Here is an 18505-nt window from a genome sequence, read left to right as displayed (position 1 = left end):
TCAGCGCGGAAGCACCCAGTCCGGCGTCCAGGTCCCGGCGTCGTCGTGGCCGGCCGCCGTGGCGGCGAGGTGGGCGCGGAGCAGGGCCAGCGCCGGGTGCGGGTTGTCGCGGTGCCACAGGAGCGAGTGCGGGTAGACGGGCGTCGGGCCGGTCACCGGGATGCGGCGCAGGCCGCGGCCGGCGGGCCAGGCGGTGCCGGCGCCTCCCGGCGGTAGCCGGGGGAGGGTCAGCCCGCCCATGAAGGTGGCCAGGGCCGGGGTGTCGGCGACGGTGTCGAGGAGCGCGTCGGAGCCGAAGTTGGGGCCGGTCACCTCGATGGTGAGACCGAACTCGGCGACGAGGTCCTCGTAATAGGCGGCCCACTCGGTACCTGGGACGATGCCGGGCATCCAGATCCGGTGCCCGACGAGCTGGGCGACGGTCACCGAGCCGGCACCGGCCAGCGCGTGGGCGGTGCCGGTGAGGAGCTGGAGCGGCTCGTCGAGCACCCGGACGGATTCGATGTCCTCGGGAAGGGGCCGTCCGGGCACGGCGACGGCGCGGAAGGACGCGTCGATCGCACCGGAGCGGATGGCGGCGACGGCCGCCTCGATGTCGATCAGCGTCAGTACGTCGAGGTCGACCTCGGGGTGCGCGCGGTGGAAGGCGCGCATCAGGCCCGACGCCGCGCCGCGCGGGGCGATGACGTCGACGCGCAGCGGCCGGCGGCCGCCGCGCACGGACGCGGCCGCGCGCTCGGCGACGCGCAGCAGCTCGCGCGCGTGGGGCAGGAAGGCCTGCCCGTCGATGGTGAGCTCGGCGCCGCGCGGGGTGCGGGTGAACAGCCGCACCCCGAGGCTGCGCTCCAGTACGGCGATGCGTTTGGAGACGGCCTGCTGGGTGACGGCCAGCTCGGCGGCGGCCTCCTGGAACCGCCCCGCGTCGGCGGCGATGACGAAGGTCCGCACGGTGTCGAGGTCCATGCCGACAGCCTATGGCGTGCGACCACAACCGTTGGTTGTGGGCGGCGGCTCCGTGGTTGTTTGATCCCCGGGTACGGCCTTGCTTTGATGCGTCCGGACGCCCACCGGTTGTGCGGGTGCGGGTGCGGGACGGTGTGGGGCTGAGGGCGAGGGGCGTCGGGCATGAGCGGCGGGCACCGGCTGGGGCGGCGGTTCGGGTGGCTCTGGGGGGCGTACGGGACGAGCGCGCTCGGCACGTGGCTGGCCTTCGGGGCGCTTCCGCTGATCGCCATCCAGGTGCTGCACTCCGGGCCGGCCGAGGTCGCCGCGCTCTCCTCCGCGGGCGCCGCGGTGGGCGCGGTCGTGGCGGTGCCGCTCGGCCCGTGGGTGGAGTTCCGCCGCAAGCGGCCGGTGCTGATCGCGATGGACCTGGTGCGGTGCGCGGCGCTGCTGACGGTCCCCGTCGCGTTCGCGCTCGGCGTGCTCACCTTCGTTCAGCTCCTGCTGGTCTCGGTCGTCGTCGCGGCGGCGGACATCACCTTCCGCGCCGCCTCCGGCGCGTACCTGAAGACGCTGCTGCCGGCCGGGGACCTGCTCGTGGCGAACGCCCGGTTCGAGTCCACCGCCTGGACGACCACGATCATCGGACCGCCGCTGGGCGGCGCCGCGATCGCCTTCCTCGGCCCGGTGGCGACGGTGGTGGCCGACGCGGTCAGCTACCTGCTCTCGGCCCTGGGCATCCGCGCGATGGGCGGGCCGGAGCCGGTGCCCGAGCGCCGGGAGGCCGCGCGGCTGCGGGCCGGGGACCTGCTCGACGGGTGGCGCCACCTTCTCGCCGACGCGACGCTGCGCCCGCTGCTCTTCAACACCGCCCTGTTCAACGGGCTGGTGATGGCCTCCGGGCCGCTGCTGGCCGTCCTGATGCTCGGCCGGCTCGGGTTCGCGCCGTGGCAGTACGGACTCGCCTTCGCCGTGCCGTCGATCGGCGGGCTGCTCGGTTCGCGGCTGGCCCGGCCGCTCGTCGCCCGGTTCGGGCAGCGCGAGGTCCTGGTCGGGGCCGGGGCGCTGCGCGCGCTCTGGCCCGTCGGCCTGGCGTTCCTCGGGCCGGGCACCGGGGGGCTGCTGCTGGTGATGGGGGTCGAGTTCGGGCTGATCCTGTGCTGCGGGGTCTTCAACCCCGTCTGCGCCACCTACCGGCTGGAGCGCACCCCGGCCGACCGGGTCGCCCGCACGCTGTCCGCCTGGGCGGTGACGACCAAGGCCGGGACCGCGCTCCTGACGGCCCTCTGGGGCGTGCTCGGCGCGCTGCTCGGCCCGCGTACGGCCATCGGCCTGGCCGGCGTGCTCCTGCTGGCGACCCCACTGCTGCTCCCCCGCCGCGCGGCGGCGCGCGACACCGAGCCGGAGCCGGAGCCGGAGCCGGGGCCCGGGCAGGAGCCGGAGCCCGCGCCGCACCGCGTCTGACGGGCCACGAGGGCCGCGGCCGCGGTCTCAGCCGCGGGCGGCGACCGCCGCTTCGAGGAAGGCCCAGCCGTCGACCTTGGTTTCCCCGCGCTCCTGCGGGTCCCAGCCGCGGGCGATCGCCGTGTCGAGCAGGAACCGTACGGTGCCCGGTTCGTGCAGGTTCAGGGCTCCGGCGGCGGAGGCGCCGACCTCCCCCGACCCCGTGGTGAAACCCGAGACGTACCGGCCGGGGCCCTCGTCGAAGACGAAGCGCAGCAGTCCGCCGGTGCCCGTGGGGTGGGTGCGCAGGGTGAGGGTCTTGCGGCAGCCGCCGTCGTCCAGCACGTGGTGGCCGTGGCGGACGGTCCACAGGTAGGTGCGGCCGTCGGCGACGAGCCGGCGGGCCTTCTTCGGGGAGCGGGGCATGTGGCCGAGCGTACGCGGCCCGGCGGGACGGTCCCCAGGGGTTTCCCGGCCGCCGGGGCCGGGGGACGCCGCCCCGGCTACGGTGCCCCCATGACTGATCACGTGATCGTGCTGACCACCGTCGACTCGCAGGACGCCGCGCGGAGGCTGTCGCGCTCGGCCGTGGAGGCGAACCTGGCCGCCTCGGGCCAGGTGACCGGCCCCATCGACACCACCTACCGGCACCTCGGCGAGGTCCGCGAGGGCACCGAGTGGCAGGTGACCTTCCGCACCGCCCAGGACCGGCGCGTTTCCCTGGAGGAGCACCTGGTGGCCGAGCACCCCTACGACTCCCCCGAGGTCCTCACCTTCGGCATCGACGCCGGCCGGGCCGAGCACCTGGCCTGGATCACCCGGTCCACCCGCTGAGGGCTCCGCCATACCGGCCCTGACCTGCGGTTTCGCTCTCACGAGATGCGGCTGGGCGGGCCTCGGCGGAGAATCTTGCGTTGGAGATCGTTTCGGCAGCGTCGCCGCGGCCTCCGCTTCTCTGTCGGAAGAAGGAAGGTACTCCATGGCTTCCGGATCCATACGACGCAGCTACACCCTCACCTGCGCATCCTCGCTCCTGCTGCTCCTGGGCACCGCGGGCACCGCTTCGGCGGCGCTCGCCACTCCGCCCGCGCAGAGCACGCGCGCCGTTCTGCCCATGGCCTCCGACCCGGGCAAGATCCTCGAATTGGTGAACGAGGCCCGCAAGGCGGCTGGTTGCCAGCCCCTGGCGGTGGACCCGAAGCTCACCGCCGCGGCCCAGGAGTACGCGAACGACTCGACCACCAGCCACACGGGGTCGGACGGTTCGTCCATCCAGGACCGCCTGAAGAAGGCCGGAGCGACGTTCAACGCCTCTGCGGAGAACATCGCCTGGGGCTCCGTCGACGAGAAGAAGCACGTGGACGGCTGGCTCGCCAGCGCTGTCCACTCGGGCAACATCAAGAACTGCAGCTACACGAAGACGGGCGTCGCCGTATCCGGCGACAGGATCGTCCAGGTGTTCACGGACTGACCGGGGCCACCGCTGCCCGCGCACCCCTCACGGGGTGTGCGGGCTCGCTGCCGTCGGGCCGTAGTGGTCCAGGTAGTCGCGCAGGGGCTGGTCCAGTTCCGCCGGGCCGCCGCCGTGGACCGCGTGCCATATGCGGTTCTCGGCCCAGAACCGGTACGCGAACTCCTCGAACGCCGGGGCGCACCAGCGGATCTCCGCCCGCAGCTCCGCCGCGCCTGCCTCGCGGCCGCGCTCGTACTCGTACGCGAAGTCGACCGGGGACCAGACGACGCACGTCTCGCCCGAGGGCCGCAGGCACAAGTACCAGTGGACGCAGTCCTGCTGGTCCCGCAGGAACCGTACGAGGAAGGTGCCGGGCTCGCCGGGGCAGGGCAGCGGTTCCGAGAGGCTGGTCCAGCAGGCCGTCACCGACACCTCGTCCAGCGCGTGGTGCGTCCGCTCCCCCGCCTGGAAGGCGATGAACTCCGCGGGCAGCGCCAGCCCGTGGGCCGCGAGCGCGCCGTCGAGCGCCGCCAGCGCCGCGCTGCGCTCCGGCGAGGCGGCACCCGGGCCCCCGAGCCAGGCGAAATCGCCGGTGAACCGGGCGGAGTCCAGGGGCGGCAGGCTCTCGTAGGGGTAGTACTCGTAGGTGTACCGGCACGGCCGGTGCTCGCCCAGGTCGCTCGCGCACCACCCCGCCTCGAAGCCTCCGGGCTCGGTGGTCTCGGTGGGCTCGGTCCTCACAGGTCGCTCGGCAAGCATCGGATCCCCCGTCGGTCTCGCGCGTGATGTTCGGGAACCAGCATCACAGCCGGCACTGACAATCGGGCGCGCGCCGGTGTCGGGCCGCCGCCCCGCCGGTAGCGTGACGACAGCCGGGACGACGACCGGGACGACGACCGGGACGAGGAGGGGACATGACGCGACGCGAGACCGCGGCGGAGGTGTTCGACGCGCTGGGCGCGCGGTACGAGGACCTGTTCGGGCGGGTGCCCGAACAGATGGCTGCCCTGGACTGGATCGCGGAGCGGCTGCCCGCCGGCGCCCGGGTGCTGGACGTGGGCAGCGGCACCGGCCGGCCGACGGCCGAGGCGCTCGCCGGGGCCGGGCACGCCGTGACCGGCATCGACGTCTCGGCGGCCATGGTCGAGACGGCCCGCGCCCTGGTGCCGGGGGCGCGCTTCGAGCAGGCCGACGTCCGCACGTACGTACCGCGGGAGGCGGGCGGTTTCGACGCCGTGTGCTCCTTCTTCCCGCTCCTGGTGATGGACCAGCCGGAGATCGAGGCGGCCCTCGACCGGATGGCCTCGTGGGTCGCGCCGGGCGGGTACCTGGTGCTGGCCACGGTGCCGGGGGACATCCGCGGTCTGGACATCGAGTGGATGGGCCACCCGGTCACGGTCAGCAGCCTGTCCGTGGACCAGCACCTGCGCCGGCTGACGGAGGCGGGCCTGGAGGTGCTGCACCACCACACCTCGACCTTCGTCCCCGCCGACCCCCTCGCCGGCCCGGAGGAACACTTCTTCTGCTACGCGACGCGCCGACCCGCATGACGGTCGGGCGCGACGGGGCTGCGGTGTGGGTCAGGGCGTCGTGGGCGGGTGCGCGGGGAAGGTGTGCGACCACGACACGGGGAGGGCGGCGACGCCCCTGAGCATGGCGCCGGGGCGGCGCTCCACGGAGTCGGGGTCGGTGGCCAGGGTGAGGTCCGGCAGCCGCCGCAGGAGGGTCGCCAGGGCGATGCGTCCTTCGAGGCGGGCCAGCGGCGCGCCCAGGCAGTGGTGGACGCCGTGCCCGAACGCGAGGTGGCCGCGGGCGGGGCGCCGGATGTCGAAGCGGTCGGGGTCGGGGAAGTGGGCGGGGTCGCGGGAGGCCGAGGCGAGGGAGAGCATCACGCTGTCGCCGGCCGGGATGCGGACTCCGGCGATCTCCAGGGGTTCGGCGGCGTGCCGGAAGGCCGCGGCGGTGACGGGCCCGTCGTGGCGGAGCATCTCCTCGACCGCGCCGGCCAGGAGGCCCGGGTCGGCGCGCAGGGCGGCGAGCTGGTCCGGGTGGCGCAGCAGGCTGAGCACGCCGCCGGAGATCAGGTTGACGGTGGTCTCGTGGCCGGCGACGAGCAGGAGGAAGGCCATCCCGAGCAGTTCCCCGGGCGACAGCCCCTCCTCGCCCGCGGGCGTCAGGACGAGGGCGCTCATCAGGTCCGTACCCGGATCGAGGGTCTTGGCGGTGATGAGCGAGGCGAAGTAGGCGGTCATCTCGGCGCCGGCGGCGGCGGCCGCGGCGGGTGAGGACGGTGCCACGAGCTCGGCCGACCAGGTGTGGAAGAGGTGCCGGTCCCCGGCGGGCACTCCGAGCAGCTCGCATATGACGGTCAGCGGCAGCGGGAGGGCGTAGCCGGCGACCAGGTCGAAGCCGCCCGCCGGTGGGAGGGCGTCGAGGAGCGCGTCGGCGATCCGCTGGACGCGGGGCCGCAGCGCTTCCACCCGTCCGGCGGTGAACTCGCGGGCGACCAGGGCGCGCAGCCGGGTGTGCCGGGGTGCGTCGGTCTGGAGCATGTTGAGGCCGATGGCGTGTCCGCCGTCGCTCTCCCAGGTAGCGGAGTGCCGGACGTCGTTGCGCAGCCGCTGGTCCGTCAGCGCCGCGCGGACCTCGTCCCTTCCGAGTACGAGCCAGACGTCGCCGGTTCCGGGTACGTGGACGCGGTGCACGCGGCCGCGCTCGCGGAGCGCCGCGAGGGCGGGGTGGGGGTCGGCGGTCAGGTCGCTTCCCGCCGGGGCGAGTTCCTCAAGGGTCGGTGCAGGCACGGCGGTTCCTCCCTCACGGCAAACGGGGACCACTCCCCGTTTCCATGGGAAGGACGCTAGCACGGGGCGGGAGCCAAGTGGGGACCACTCCCCGGATCGTGGCTGCGGCATCCGGTTGTCCGGCGCCGACGGGGCGCACTCGGTCAAGGGACGGTCATTTACCCGCCCGTTGCCGCCGGAACGCAGCCCCGGACCTGTGGGCGCCGTCTTAGGCCGTGTTCACGAGCGATCATGAACGTTCGCACTACTGGCCGTTGTGAGGGGATACGCAGGTGGCTGGAGGATTCCGTTTCGAGGTTCTGGGCGCGGTTCGGGCATACCGGGGGGATGTCGAACTGCGGGTGGGGCCGCCGCAGCAGCAGGCGCTGCTGTCGCTGCTGCTGCTGCGCGCCAACCAGCCCGTCTCCATGGCGCAGATCGTCGGTGCGCTCTGGGCGGACGCGCCGCCGACCCGCGCGGTGACCACCATCCGCACCTACGTCTGGCGGCTGCGCAAGCTGCTGGAGACCGACGGCGCCGCGCCGACCGTCCTCGAGCTGGCCGGCGACGGGTACCGGCTGGCCGTGCCCGGCACGGCCCTGGACGTGTGCCGGGCCGAGGAGCTGGCAGCCGAGGCCTCGCGCGCCTGCGCCGACGGCCGGGTGCCGCAGGCCCGGCAGTTCCTCGCACGGGCCCTGGACCTCTGGCAGGGAGAGCCGCTGGCCGGGGTGCCCGGCCCGTTCGCGGAGCGCCAGCGCGTCCGGCTGGAGGAACTGCGGCTGGCCCTGCTCGAAGAGCGCTTCGAGCTCGCCCTGGCCCTCGGCCACCACCGCCCGGCCATCCCGGACCTCGTCGAGCTGACCGACGCCCATCCGCTGCGGGAACGCCCGTACGGCCTGCTGATGCGCGCGCTCTACGGTGCGGGCCGCCAGGCCGACGCCCTCGCGGTGTTCAGCCGGGTACGGGACCTGCTCGTCGAGGAACAGGGCATCGAGCCCGGTCCGGAACTGGCCGAGGTGCACCGGCGGATCCTCACCGGCGACCCCGCGCTGGCCGGGACCTCCCCGGCGCTGCCCGCGGAGCCGCCGGAACCGGGCGGCGACGACGAGGACCGCGAAGAGGCCCGCGACGAGGCCGCGGACCCGTACGCCCACCCGCCGCGGCGGGAGGACGGCGAGGCGGACCGGCCGAATCCGCCGCCCTCGGCGAAGGCGCACCAAAGCGCCGGGCAGCAGACCGCCGCGCACCCGGCGGGGGCGCCGGTGCCCGCCCAGCTCCCCTACGACGCACCGGACTTCGTCGGCCGGACCGAGCAGGTCGACGCCTGGCACGCGCTGCTCACCGAACCGGCGCGCCGGACCCCGGTCGTCCTGGCCGCCGCCGGGATGGGCGGCGTCGGCAAGACCTGCCTCACCCTGCACATCGCCCACCGGGCCCGCGCCCACTACCCCGACGGCCAGCTCCACGCCGACCTGCGGGGCAGCGGCGCCGACCCGGCCAAGCCGGGCTTCGTCCTGGCCGGGTTCCTGGCCGCGCTCGGCGTGCCCGAGGACAAGGTGCCCGACGGCGTCGAGGAGCGCTGCCGGCTCTTCCGGTCGCTGGTGGACGGGAGACGGCTGCTGATCGTCCTGGACAACGCCCGGGACGCCGCCCAGGTCAGAGAGCTGATACCGGGTTCGGCCAGCTGCGCCGTCATCCTCACCAGCAGATCGCCCATGTTCGACCTGCCGTTGACCTCCCAGCTCCTGCTGGAGCCGTTCCGCAGCGACGAGGCGCTGGCCCTGCTCGGCTCGATCATCGGCCGGGAGCGGCTGGCGGCGCAGCGGGAGGACGCCCTGCGGCTGGTCGAGACCTGCGGCCACCTGCCGCTCGCGGTGCGGATCGTGGCCACCCGGCTGTCGGCCCGGCCCGCCTGGTCGGTGGCGACGCTGACCGCGCGCCTGGCGGACGAGCAGCGGCGCATCGCCGAACTGCGGATCGGCGCGCTGGCCATCGACGCCGCCTTCGAACTGGGCTACCAGCAGCTCACCGGCGCCCAGGCGCGGGCCTTCCGGCTGGTCGCCCTGGCCGGCGCGGCGGACATCGGGGTACCGGCGGCGGCCGCCGCGATGGGGGTCGACGAGAGCACGGCGGAGGTCCTGCTGGAGTCGCTGACCGATGCCGCGATGCTGGAGTCCGCCAAGCCCGGCCGTTACGGCTACCACGACCTCGTACGGGTCTTCGCCCGGCAGCGCGCCGAGTCGCACGACCCCGCGGAGGCGGCGGCGGCCCTCGGCCGGCTGCTGGACTTCCTGCTGGCGACGGCCGCCAGCGCGTTCCCGCACGCGATCCCCGGGGATCCGGTGGCGGACGCCTTCGGCCCGCTGCGGTCGGCCGGGCTGGAGTTCCGCGACGTGCACGCCGCCCGCGCGTGGGTGGCGGCCGAGATCGACGGCCTGGTCGCGGCCGCGCTGAGCACCGTCACCCTGCGCCTGCCGGACGCCGCGCAGGACCGGCTCGGCAGCGCGGTGGACCTGCTGCTCGCGGTCAGCCCGTACACCCACGCCGTGTGGTACGACCGGATGACCCCGGTGGCGCTCGCGCTGACCGAGACCGCGGAACTGACCGGCTGTCCGAGGATCATCGGGCGGGCCCGGATGCTCTGCGGGGGCATCGCGCTGCGCGCCGACCGGATCGCCGACGCGGGGCGGCACGCCGGACTGGCCGTCGAGGCGGCGCGCGCCGCCGAGGACGTGTACACCCTGCGCCAGGCCCTCAACGACCTCGGCCTGGTGGCGCAGTTCCTGCGCCGCTTCGAGGAGGCGGCGGCCTGCTACGACGAGGCGATCGCCCTCGCGCACACGCTGGGACACCGCTCGGGTGCGGCGGTGACCACCGTCAACGCGGCGCTGGCCCGGGTGCGCAGCGGGCGCTCCGAGGAGGCCATTCCGTCCTGCGAGTCCGCGCTGGCGCTGATGCGCGAGCTGGACGACGACGCCAGTGCGGCCTACGCCCTCTACGTGCTGGGCCTGGCCCTGCACGAACTGGGGCGCTACGAGGAGGCGGTGGCCCGCTACGGCGAGGCCCTGACGGTGTGCCGGGCGGCCGGGCTGCGGGAGCGGGAGGCGCAGGTGCTCTACCGGCTGGCGGAGACCCTGCGCAGCACCGGGCGGGAGCTGGAGGCCGTGCAGTACGCGGCCGCGGCGGTGGCCCGCTGCGAGGAGGCGTGCTCCGAGCGGGACCGGGCGCACTCCCTGGTCGCGATGGGGCGGGCGCTGGCCGGTCTGGGGGAAACGGGCCGGGCCAGGGGCCATCTGACGGAGGCCCACGGGGTCTTCACCCGCCTCGGGCTGCCCGACGCGGCCGACGTGTCGAAGCTGCTGGCCGGGCTGGGCTGACGGCGCGGCCGCGCGACGGGGGGCGCGGGGGCGGGGGCACGGGGGCGGGGGCACGGGGGACGTACGGAAACGGGCCGCGCGGGGGCGCGTACGGAAAAGGCCGCCCGGGGCGGGGTTACCCGCGCCGCCGGACGGCCTCCCGTCAGCCCTGGATCACATCTTCTCGCGCGGGTCGAAGCTGGACCCGGTGTTGTTGACCTCGGGCACCTCGTCGTGCCCCGTCCCCATCCCGTCGGCCTGGACGACGACCCGCTGGCCCACCGGCGTGGGGGTGTGCGCGAGGGCGGCGGGGGTGAGGCCGGCGGCGCCCAGGGCGGTCGCGGCGAGCAGCGTCAGGCCGAGTGCCGCACAGGCACGGGGCAGCTTGAACATGAGGGGTCCTCCTTGACGTTCACCACCGGTGGTCTGCCGGTGGGTCGAGCGGGTGGTGCGTGGCCGCGGACGGGTTCCGTCAGCAGCAGAGGGGAATGTCCTTGGTGTGCGCGGCGCTCTCGATCCCCGTCAGTACGCCGTGGAACTCCGGTGCCGTCGCCGTGGCGAGTTCGGCGGGCCAGGCCGCGAGCAGCAGGGCCAGTACCGCCGCCTGAACGCTGCGGTGCCGGAACGGGCCGGTGACGGCCCCGGAGGACGTACGGACACCGGTGGTGCGGCTGGCTGCGTGCGGCATGCGGGCGTCTGCTTTCGTCGCGGGGAGGAACCGGTGAGCGGTGTCGGGAAGGGGCGATCGCCCGTTCCCGCGCTGTCTCCTCCGACGTTAGGCGCCGGCGATCAACACGATATCTGCAAATGATCTACGGCCGCGTCTATCGCCCGTCGCCTACCCGCCTACCCGCCTATCGCCCGCGGTCGGCGGCCCCTGCGGCTCCCGCCCGGCCCGCGGCCGATCCGGCGCCGGCCGGTCCGTCGGCGGCCGGGAGCAGGCTGCTGCGCTGGCCGAGGCAGCGCAGGCTCTGACGGAAGGCCCACACGGCGCGCTCGGTGCGCCCGGAGCGCTCCAGCAGTTCCCCGAGGTCGTTCCAGGCGGAGGCCGCCTGCCGGTCCGCCTCGGAGGCCTCCAGCAGCAGCGCGGCCCGCTCGCAGCCGGCCTCGGCCGCCTCGGCGTCGCCGAGTTGCAGTTGGGCGCCCGCCAGGACCAGGAGGGTGCGCGCGGTCTCCAGCCGGTGTCCGGAGCCCAGCAGTTCCAGGGCCCGCCGGGCGTGCTCCCCGGCCTGGCGGGGGTCGGACTCCAGCAGGCAGGCGCGGGCGAGCGCGGTCTCGCAGTACGCCATGTCCACGGTGCTGCCGTGGTCGGCGAGGGTCTCGGCGCTGCGCACCAGCTGTGACTTGGCCTCCGCGATGTCACCGGACTCCGACTGCATCAGCACCGACGCGTACGCGTTGCGCAGCCGGGACAGCGCCCGGGCGTCGTCGCCCTCGGAGTAGATGGCCAGGGCGCGTTCGAGCAGCAGCAGGGCGTCGGCGGAGGCGCCGCCCCGGTGCGCCACCACTCCGGCGTTCCAGTAGGCGGCGCCCAGGGCCTTGCGGTCGTCGATGCCCTCCGCCTCCTCGATGGCGGTCCGGGCCAGGGCGGCCGCGCGGTGCAGGTCGCCGCGCTCGCAGTACAGCCCGACGAGGGTGGCCAGCAGTTCGACGCCCAGCACGGTCGGGGTGAGCCGGAGCGCGCGGGCCTCCTCCAGGGTGGCGTTGGCCAGGTCGATCGCGTGGGCCAGGTCGCCCGTCTCCCGGTAGCAGCGGCACAGTGCCACCGCCACCGCCAGCCGCGGGATCAGGGACTGTCCGTATCCGGCGTGGTCCAGCAGCGCCTGGTAGCGGTCGGCGGCCTCCTCCAGCCGGCCGTCGTGCTCCAGGGCCTGGGCCACGCCGTACTCGGCGGTCAGCCGGATGCCGTCCTGCCCGGCGGCGGCGGCCTTGTCGCGGACCGCGGAGTAGGTGTCCAGGGCGGTCTTGGGGTCGCCGTTGCGCAGGCTGATCTCCGCGTAGCGCAGGTCCGTCTGGAGGGTGTCGTGCCGTTCGGGCGCCAGCAGTTCCAGCAGCTGCCCGGGGGCGCAGCCGAGCCGGGCGGCGATCTGTTCCAGGACCTCCGGGGAGGGGGTGCGCTTGCCCGCCTCCAGCAGCGAGATGTAGCTCGGGGAGAGGTTCTCGCCGGCCAGGTCCATCTGCGACAGGCCGGCCTCGCGGCGCAGCCGGCGGATCCGTGACCCCAGAGTCTGCGATTCCGCCATGACGGCTTCCCCCTATTGTGACTGACGGCAGGACATCCCGAGTGAATATAGTGAATATACTCGGTCAAGGCCAGGCGGAGCCGGGCCGCCGCAGTCCGCGGTCCCGTGGGTTCAGCCGGCCGCGAGCAGCCCCCCGAGCCCGTGTGCCCGCTCCACGACGAAGCTCTCCGCGCGGTCGGTTCCGCTCAGGCTCCCGTGGAAGCGGTCCGCTGCCTCCACCGCCGCCAGGTCGAGGGGCCGGAAGCCGGGCCGGGCGGCGGCGAAGGGTTCCAGGGCGCGCCGCTTGGCGGCGGAGTGGGCGGTGATGTCCACGAACACCTGCGGGGCGAAGCGGGAGAACGCCGGGGTACGGGTCTCGCCCGGCCGCATCCCGTAGAGGTCGACGCGGCAGGTGCGGGTCGCGGCGGCGGCCGCCCGGGCGGTGAGGCGGTGGTCCGCGTGGCCGTCGCCGCTCCAGTGGGTGAGCACCGCCCGGGGGGCGACCTCGGCGATCAGCCGGTCCACCGTGGCCACCAGGGCGATCTCCCCGATGTCGGCGACCTGCCGGTTCTCGCCACGGGTCGGCCAGCGCAGCTCGTAGCCGAGGGTCTCGGCCGCCCGCTCGGTGTACCGGGTGCGCCGCTCGCCCTGCGCACCGGACTCGGGCAGGGAGAGGACGGCGGTGACCACCCGGACGCCGGAGGAACTGAGGCGGGCGATGGTGCCGCCGGCGGCGATCTCCGCGTCGTCGGGGTGGGCGACCACCACCAGCACGGTGGCCGGGTGGTGCCCGGCGTCCGGGGCGGCGGCGGGGGCGCCGGTCACACCTGCCATCCGTAGAAGGCCACCGTCTTGTCGATCTCCTCGGCGGGCAGCCGGGCGTACCAGTCCAGGGTCTCCGCGAGCGAGGTGGTGTAGTCGCTCAGGCGCGGCTCGCCGAGGACCTCGCGCAGCTCGGCCATGTCGGCGGTGAGGACGGTGCGCGGCACCTCGCCCGGGCGCATCGGCAGGTGCAGGATGCCCGCGGCGTTGCCGAAGTGCTCGTTGACCGAGGCGGCCACCTCGTTGACGCTGACGCTGATCCCGCTGCCGCAGTCCGGGATCACGTCGGTGCGCTCGGTGCGGGTGAAGCGGATGGTCATGTCGGCGAGGTCGTGGGAGTAGACCATGTCGACGATCTGCTCGCCGTCGCCGTAGACCTGGATCGGCAGGCCCCGCATGGCCTGCGCGGCGAAGGCGGGGACGATCTTGCGGATGGGGAGCAGGGCCTGGCCGGGGCCGTAGGCGTTGTAGTAGCGCAGGGAGCAGATGCGGCTGGGGCCGGACTCGTTGGCCATCTGCGCGAAGGACTCGGCCGCCGCCTTGGTGATGGTGTAGGTGTTCAGCCAGACGTTGGGCTTGCCGGGGTAGAAGACCCGGGGCACTCCGCAGGTGCCGGCCGCCTCGAAGACCTTGACGGTGCCGCCGATGTTGACGTCGATGGCTTCCTGCGGGGTCTCCTGGAGTTCGGAGGTCCCGAGGACGCCGGCCAGGTGGTAGACCTCCTCGGCGTCCTGGAAGGTCTTCATCAGCAGTTCGGAGTCGCGGACGTCGCCCTGGACGAAGCGGGCGTCGGGGCGCAGGCCCTTGGTGCCGATGGGCTTCAGGTCGAGGACGGTGACGTCGTGGCCCTCCTCGATCAGTCGGCAGGCGATGGTGCTGCCGAGGAATCCGCTTCCGCCTGTGACGACGGCTTTCATGGGGTCTCCCTGGTGCTGGTGCGCGGGCGCGGTGGGTGAAGGGTGTGCGTACGGGGGGCAGGGCGGCCGGGGCTCAGGGCCGGGGCGCGCGGTGCCGGAGCCCGGCGGCGGGGCTCAGGGCCGGGGCTCGGCGGCGGGTCGCGTGGCGGGGGTGCCCCATTCCGCGTAGCGGACTGCGGTGCCGCGCAGCGTGGCGCCGTAGCTGCCGAGGTTGTCCACGACCGCCGGCGGGTCCGCCAGCGCGGCGAGGCGGGCGGGCAGGTCGCCGTAGAGGTCGTGCGGGGTGACGGCGACCAGGGTGCCGAGGCCGCCCAGGTCGTCCGGCCAGCTCAGCGGCCGGGCGCCGGTGAGGGAGGTGATCTCCTCGGGGGTGAAGTACGGGTCGTGCAGCAGCACGTCGGCGCCGCGGGCGAGCAGGTGCTCGGCGAGCCGCCGGGCGGGCGAGCCCTCGACGATCCGGGCGTTGGGCGCGTAGCTGAGGCCGAGGATTCCGATGGGGCCGTCGGCGATCCGGAGGATCGATTCCGCGACCCGGGCCGGGTGGTCCCCGTCCCAGGCCATCGCGGCGGCGACCAGCGGGAGCAGGCCGTCCTCGGCAGCGCCCGGGCCGCCCTCGACATCGACCGGGCCCTCGCCCGCCCCGTCGACGGCGAACCGGGGGCTGAGCGGGATGCAGTAGCCGCCGATGCCGATGGAGGGGTGGAAGGTGGGCACGTTCCACTTGGTGCCGGCCAGCCGCAGCACCTCGGGCACGTCCAGGCCCGGGTACGCCTCGGCGAGCTGGTTGGTCAGCACCAGGTCCAGGTAGCGGTAGAGGTTCTCGACCGGCTTGGTCAGACCGGCGTGCCGCCAGTCCGGCGCGGGATGGACGACCTCGCTGATCGCCTCGTACAGCTCCCGGGCCAGGGGCAGGGACTCCGGGCGGGCGGTGCCCACCACGCGGGGCAGGGTCCGCAGGTTCATCTCGGGGGAGAGCATCCAGTCCCGGCGGGGTGCGGCGACCAGGTGGAGCGACGGGTCGCCCGCGGGGGCCGCGCCGAGGGCGGCGGGCACCAGTTCGTCGAGCCAGCGCAGGCTGACCGTGCTCTCCAGGGCGATCAGGGTCTCGCCGCCGGTGCGGGCCCCGGCGATGGCGGTGAGCACCTCGGTCAGCGGCCCGGTCACCGGCCGGCCGTCGCGGTCGGTGTTGACGCAGACCAGGTGCACCCGGGCGGCGACCGCCGCGGTGTCCTCGGGGGACGCCGCCCGCAGCCGCCCGCCGGAGCGGGCTTCGGCGAGGGGGATGACGTCCTCGAAGCCCGGCAGCGGCACCACGCCGGCGTTGATCTGGCCGACCCGGTTCCCGTCGGTGTCGAGCACCGTGCAGGGGAATCCGGCTCCGGCCAGGGCGCACGCGGCGGACAGACCGATGTAGCCCGCCCCCCACACCGTGACGGACTCCGTCCGGTCCTGGAGCGCCGCCGACAGCGGGCGCGGGGACGTCGAGGGCTTCATCGGCCTTGCTCCCTTGGGTCGAATCTAATTGACTGGATCATATGGAGAGATTGACAAGCTAGTCAATATTCGAGTCACAAACGAAGTCAAAAAAAATTACACCGGATTCAGGTCGAGGTCCCTGGTGACCCCGGTGGCGGCCGCGTTCTGCAGGGTCAGCCGCCCGGAGGCGGCCTCCTTCTCCCCCACCAGCGCGAACCACTGGCTGGGCCGGGCCGGCACCCGGCGCAGCTGGCGCCCGAGCCGCCGGGGCTGCCAGTGCTCCAGCACGTCGTACCCGGCTCCGCGCAGCCGCCGGGCGACGGCCATGAAGGTGCGCAGGTCGGCGGAGGGCATGCGCATCAGGTGCACGCACTCCGCGTCGGGCACCGGCCCCAGCTCGGCCAGCAGGTTGACCGAGGCGCTGGTGCTCCAGCAGCTGCTGAGCCCGATGTCCAGGGTGCGCACCATGTGGTGGTAGCCACCGCCGTCCCCGAGCGTGCGGCCGTCACCGGTGCGGGCCAGGAAGCACAACCCGGCCTGGTACTCCGGCGCGTGCTCCCAGTCGAGGGCGAACTCCACCCGTACGCCGAGCTCGTGGGCGATCGCCAGGACGGTCCGCAGATGGGCCATCCGCTCCCCCGTCACCGGCTCCGCCGCCGCCACCCGGTCCGGGGCCTCCCGCGGCGGCAGTCCGCGGCAGAGCTCGGAGAGCCGGTCCAGGCGCCGCAGGAACCCCGCGGGGGACGGCGGAGCGGGCTCCGCCGCCTGCGGTCCCCCGGGCGGCAGCACCTGCTCGTCGTCCCGCGGTTCCCCGGGCGGCAGCACCTGCTCCGCCGCCCGCGGTTCCCCCGCCTCCGGCGCCGGTCCGCGGCGACGGTGGTGGAGCGCGTTGCGGGCGGCGGCGGGGCTCAGCCCCTCGTCCGCGGCGATCGCGTCGAGCACCCCGTAGTCGCAGTACTCCAGCCGCCCCCCGGCGGCCGGGCCCAGGACCTCGAAGAGCTCGGCCCAGAGCCGCAGCAGGGTCAGGTCGGCGGCGAGTTCGTCGGCCTCGTTGCAGATGACCGCGACCGCCTGGCTCCAGCCCCGGTGCCGCTTGCGCCGGTACCGGGCGATGGGCACGCAGGCGGCGCCGAGGGCGCTGGCGCCGCCGGTCAGCCGTCCCGACCCGGCCAGGGCCCGCAGTACGGCCACCAGCGAGTCCGCCGTCAGGGCGAGGCGCCTCCCGGAGAGGTCCTCGAAGGCGAAGATGCGGCCGGTGGCCGCGGAGCCGAACTGCTCGAAGGTCTCGGCGTAGCCGACCGGCGCCACCGTGACGGGCGCGAAGCCGAAGCTGCGCGTCACCGACCGGAACATCGACTCGGCCCACACCCCCTGCGCGGCCTCCTCGCCCACCAGGTCGCTGAACCCTCGGGGCAGCGCCTCGAACGCGTAACTCATGTGTCGTCCCTCCCCTGGGAGCGCGCTCAGCGCAATGACAGTGATCCGGTGCGGACGGTGTGCCGCAGCGCTCTGGTCAGCAGCAGCCAGGCCAGCAGCCCCCAGCCCGCCGCCACGGCCGCCTCACCGGCCACCGCGCCCAGGTCGAGCGGGCCGCCGGCGGCCAGCGTCCGCGCCGCCGACAGGCCGTGGGTGAGCGGCAGGATCCGGGCCAGCAGACCCGCGGCGCCGGCCTGCGGCACCGCCGTGGTGACCCCGGCGAGCAGCATCAGCACGATGGTGGTGCCGGCGGTCAGGTACATCCGGGAGCCGGGCCTGCGCACGCTGATGCTGGTCATGCACAGGGCCAGGCAGTAGCAGGAGACCGTGCTCAGGCAGAGCACGGCGAGGATCGCCGGCAACGCCGCCCAGTGCAGCGGCACCCCCAGCAGCGGGGAGACCACGCACAGGGCGATGGTCGAGGTCAGCAGACCGTCCGCCATCCAGTGCAGACCCCGCGATGCCAGCACCAGGAAGGTGCTGCCCCGGCTGAGGAGCAGGAACTCCAGGGTGCCGGAGACCCGTTCGCCGACGGTGGAGGAGACCACGCCGAGCGAGCCGAGCGGCCCGAGGATCGCGGCGTTGCCGAACGCGAGGTAGGCCTCGGCGGAGGGCGAGCCCACCAGCCGGCCCAGGCTGGCGAAGAACAGCACCTGGCAGATCAGGCGTACGGTCCAGCCGAACAGCCAGGTCCGCAGCGTGAACATCGCGCGGTAGTCCTGGAAGCTGGCCAGCGCGCCGTAGGCGACCTGGCGGGCGGCGGCGCGCAGCCGGACGAGCGGCGAGGCGCGCCGCCCGGAGAGCGGATCCGGGGCGAGGTCGCCGCGCGGGCGGCCGGGAACGCGACCGGGGAGGCGTTCGGGAGCGAGCTCGGTCATTGGAGAACCACCCGTCCACTGCGTACGAAGGACAGCACCCGCCGGACGGCCCACAGCCCGGCGGCCATCTGGAGGGCGACCAGGGCGCACAGCACGGCCAGCCGGGCGCCGAGTTCGGGCACCGGCCCGGCGGCGGCGTCCCGGAGCAGTTGCGCGCCCCAGGAGAGGAAGAAGCCCCGGGCGATCCACCGCAGCGGTTCGGGGAGCGTCGCGATCGGCAGGATCAGTCCGCCCAGCAGGTAGAAGGGGTAGGTCAGGGCGTTCTGGAGGCTGCGGGCGGCGCGGACGAGGATCATCAGGCCGCTCATCAGCAGCGCGGTGGCCGCGACTCCGGCCGTCACGAGCGCCGCGACCAGCAGGGTGAGCCCCGGGCGTTCCACCCGGATCGGCAGCCCGAACACCCAGCGGCCGACGAGGAACATCTCGCCGAGCACCGGCAGTGCGAGCGAGGTGGTGAGCAGGGTCCGGGTCGCCAGCGCCAGCAGGTAGCGGGTCGGGGTCAGCAGGGAGAGGCTCAGGGTGCCCTGGGCCCGGTCGTCGTCCACCGCCTGCGAGGCCACGAACACCGCGTGGGACCAGGCGCCCATCAGGAAGGCGGTGAGGGCCGTGGTGGTGGCCAGCTCGCCCTGGTGGTGGGCCTTGAGGAAGTGGAAGAAGACCAGCGAGTAGAACGGGATCACCACGAGGGTGGCGAAGAGCTGGGGCGACCGCATCAGCATCTGTGCCTGGGCGCGCATGAA

At 74.5% G+C, this 18505-nt stretch carries 18 protein-coding genes; 5 read left to right on the top strand and 13 right to left on the bottom strand.

Annotated features, from left to right (window positions below):
- Positions 1–963 (bottom strand): LysR family transcriptional regulator, encoded by a 963-nt coding sequence (locus IE248_RS24545; RefSeq protein ID WP_190031685.1) that lies wholly within the window; start codon positions 961–963, stop codon positions 1–3.
- A gap of 162 nt (positions 964–1125) precedes the next feature.
- Here IE248_RS24545 and IE248_RS24540 point away from each other — a divergent pair, with 162 nt between their 5' ends.
- A complete protein-coding gene (locus tag IE248_RS24540; RefSeq protein ID WP_190031684.1) occupies positions 1126–2406 on the top strand; it encodes an MFS transporter in 1281 nt (426 codons plus the stop codon).
- Positions 2407–2433: 27 nt separating this feature from the next.
- On the opposite strand, the gene IE248_RS24535 is transcribed toward IE248_RS24540, so the two are convergent.
- Positions 2434–2811, bottom strand: coding sequence for a hypothetical protein (locus IE248_RS24535; RefSeq protein ID WP_190031683.1), 378 nt, complete (start codon positions 2809–2811; stop codon positions 2434–2436).
- A 90-nt stretch (positions 2812–2901) separates the two neighbouring features.
- Here IE248_RS24535 and cutA point away from each other — a divergent pair, with 90 nt between their 5' ends.
- On the top strand, positions 2902–3219 hold the full coding sequence (gene cutA, locus IE248_RS24530; RefSeq protein ID WP_008741290.1) for a divalent-cation tolerance protein CutA: 318 nt from the start codon (positions 2902–2904) through the stop codon (positions 3217–3219).
- A gap of 145 nt (positions 3220–3364) precedes the next feature.
- Entirely contained in the window at positions 3365–3856 is a 492-nt protein-coding gene (locus tag IE248_RS24525) for a CAP domain-containing protein (RefSeq protein ID WP_100582178.1), read from the top strand.
- A 27-nt stretch (positions 3857–3883) separates the two neighbouring features.
- Here IE248_RS24525 and IE248_RS24520 read toward each other — a convergent pair whose 3' ends face one another.
- Complete coding sequence (locus tag IE248_RS24520; protein ID WP_229895490.1) at positions 3884–4579, bottom strand: hypothetical protein; 696 nt, start codon at positions 4577–4579, stop codon at positions 3884–3886.
- A 173-nt stretch (positions 4580–4752) separates the two neighbouring features.
- Between IE248_RS24520 and IE248_RS24515 the strand changes: the two genes are divergently transcribed.
- Positions 4753–5388: a class I SAM-dependent methyltransferase gene (locus tag IE248_RS24515; protein WP_073794764.1), complete on the top strand. Its 636-nt coding sequence runs from the start codon at positions 4753–4755 to the stop codon at positions 5386–5388.
- Positions 5389–5418: 30 nt separating this feature from the next.
- On the opposite strand, the gene IE248_RS24510 is transcribed toward IE248_RS24515, so the two are convergent.
- Positions 5419–6639 (bottom strand): cytochrome P450 family protein, encoded by a 1221-nt coding sequence (locus IE248_RS24510; protein WP_190031681.1) that lies wholly within the window; start codon positions 6637–6639, stop codon positions 5419–5421.
- Positions 6640–6911: 272 nt separating this feature from the next.
- On the opposite strand from IE248_RS24510, the gene IE248_RS24505 reads away from it, so the two are divergent.
- Positions 6912–9995 (top strand): AfsR/SARP family transcriptional regulator, encoded by a 3084-nt coding sequence (locus tag IE248_RS24505; RefSeq protein WP_229895489.1) that lies wholly within the window; start codon positions 6912–6914, stop codon positions 9993–9995.
- A gap of 153 nt (positions 9996–10148) precedes the next feature.
- On the opposite strand, the gene IE248_RS24500 is transcribed toward IE248_RS24505, so the two are convergent.
- The 9 genes from IE248_RS24500 to IE248_RS24460 form a co-directional block, all read right to left on the bottom strand.
- Entirely contained in the window at positions 10149–10367 is a 219-nt protein-coding gene (locus IE248_RS24500; protein ID WP_100582182.1) for a hypothetical protein, read from the bottom strand.
- A 79-nt stretch (positions 10368–10446) separates the two neighbouring features.
- A complete protein-coding gene (locus IE248_RS24495; protein WP_100582183.1) occupies positions 10447–10662 on the bottom strand; it encodes a hypothetical protein in 216 nt (71 codons plus the stop codon).
- Positions 10663–10828: 166 nt separating this feature from the next.
- A complete protein-coding gene (locus IE248_RS24490; RefSeq protein ID WP_008741298.1) occupies positions 10829–12217 on the bottom strand; it encodes a helix-turn-helix domain-containing protein in 1389 nt (462 codons plus the stop codon).
- Positions 12218–12328: 111 nt separating this feature from the next.
- A complete protein-coding gene (locus tag IE248_RS24485) occupies positions 12329–13030 on the bottom strand; it encodes a PIG-L deacetylase family protein (RefSeq protein WP_229895488.1) in 702 nt (233 codons plus the stop codon).
- On the bottom strand, positions 13018–13935 hold the full coding sequence (locus IE248_RS24480; RefSeq protein WP_190031680.1) for an NAD-dependent epimerase/dehydratase family protein: 918 nt from the start codon (positions 13933–13935) through the stop codon (positions 13018–13020). The genes IE248_RS24485 and IE248_RS24480 overlap by 13 nt, the downstream gene beginning before the upstream one ends.
- 114 nt (positions 13936–14049) lie before the next feature.
- On the bottom strand, positions 14050–15429 hold the full coding sequence (locus IE248_RS24475; protein WP_229895487.1) for a UDP binding domain-containing protein: 1380 nt from the start codon (positions 15427–15429) through the stop codon (positions 14050–14052).
- A gap of 96 nt (positions 15430–15525) precedes the next feature.
- The gene (locus IE248_RS24470; protein ID WP_190031679.1) at positions 15526–16848 is read right to left on the bottom strand and encodes an ATP phosphoribosyltransferase regulatory subunit; all 1323 of its coding nucleotides are present in this window, start codon (positions 16846–16848) and stop codon (positions 15526–15528) included.
- A 26-nt stretch (positions 16849–16874) separates the two neighbouring features.
- The gene (locus IE248_RS24465; protein ID WP_037793026.1) at positions 16875–17765 is read right to left on the bottom strand and encodes an ABC transporter permease; all 891 of its coding nucleotides are present in this window, start codon (positions 17763–17765) and stop codon (positions 16875–16877) included.
- Entirely contained in the window at positions 17762–18502 is a 741-nt protein-coding gene (locus IE248_RS24460; RefSeq protein WP_158071260.1) for an ABC transporter permease, read from the bottom strand. Before IE248_RS24460 ends, IE248_RS24465 begins: the two co-directional genes overlap by 4 nt.
- Positions 18503–18505 lie beyond the last annotated feature (3 nt).

Origin of the sequence: Streptomyces goshikiensis, from assembly GCF_014650555.1 — a bacterium.
Lineage (GTDB): Bacteria > Actinomycetota > Actinomycetes > Streptomycetales > Streptomycetaceae > Streptomyces > Streptomyces goshikiensis.
Note: the sequence above shows the minus strand (reverse complement) of the source record. Positions and strands in the feature narration are given on the sequence as shown.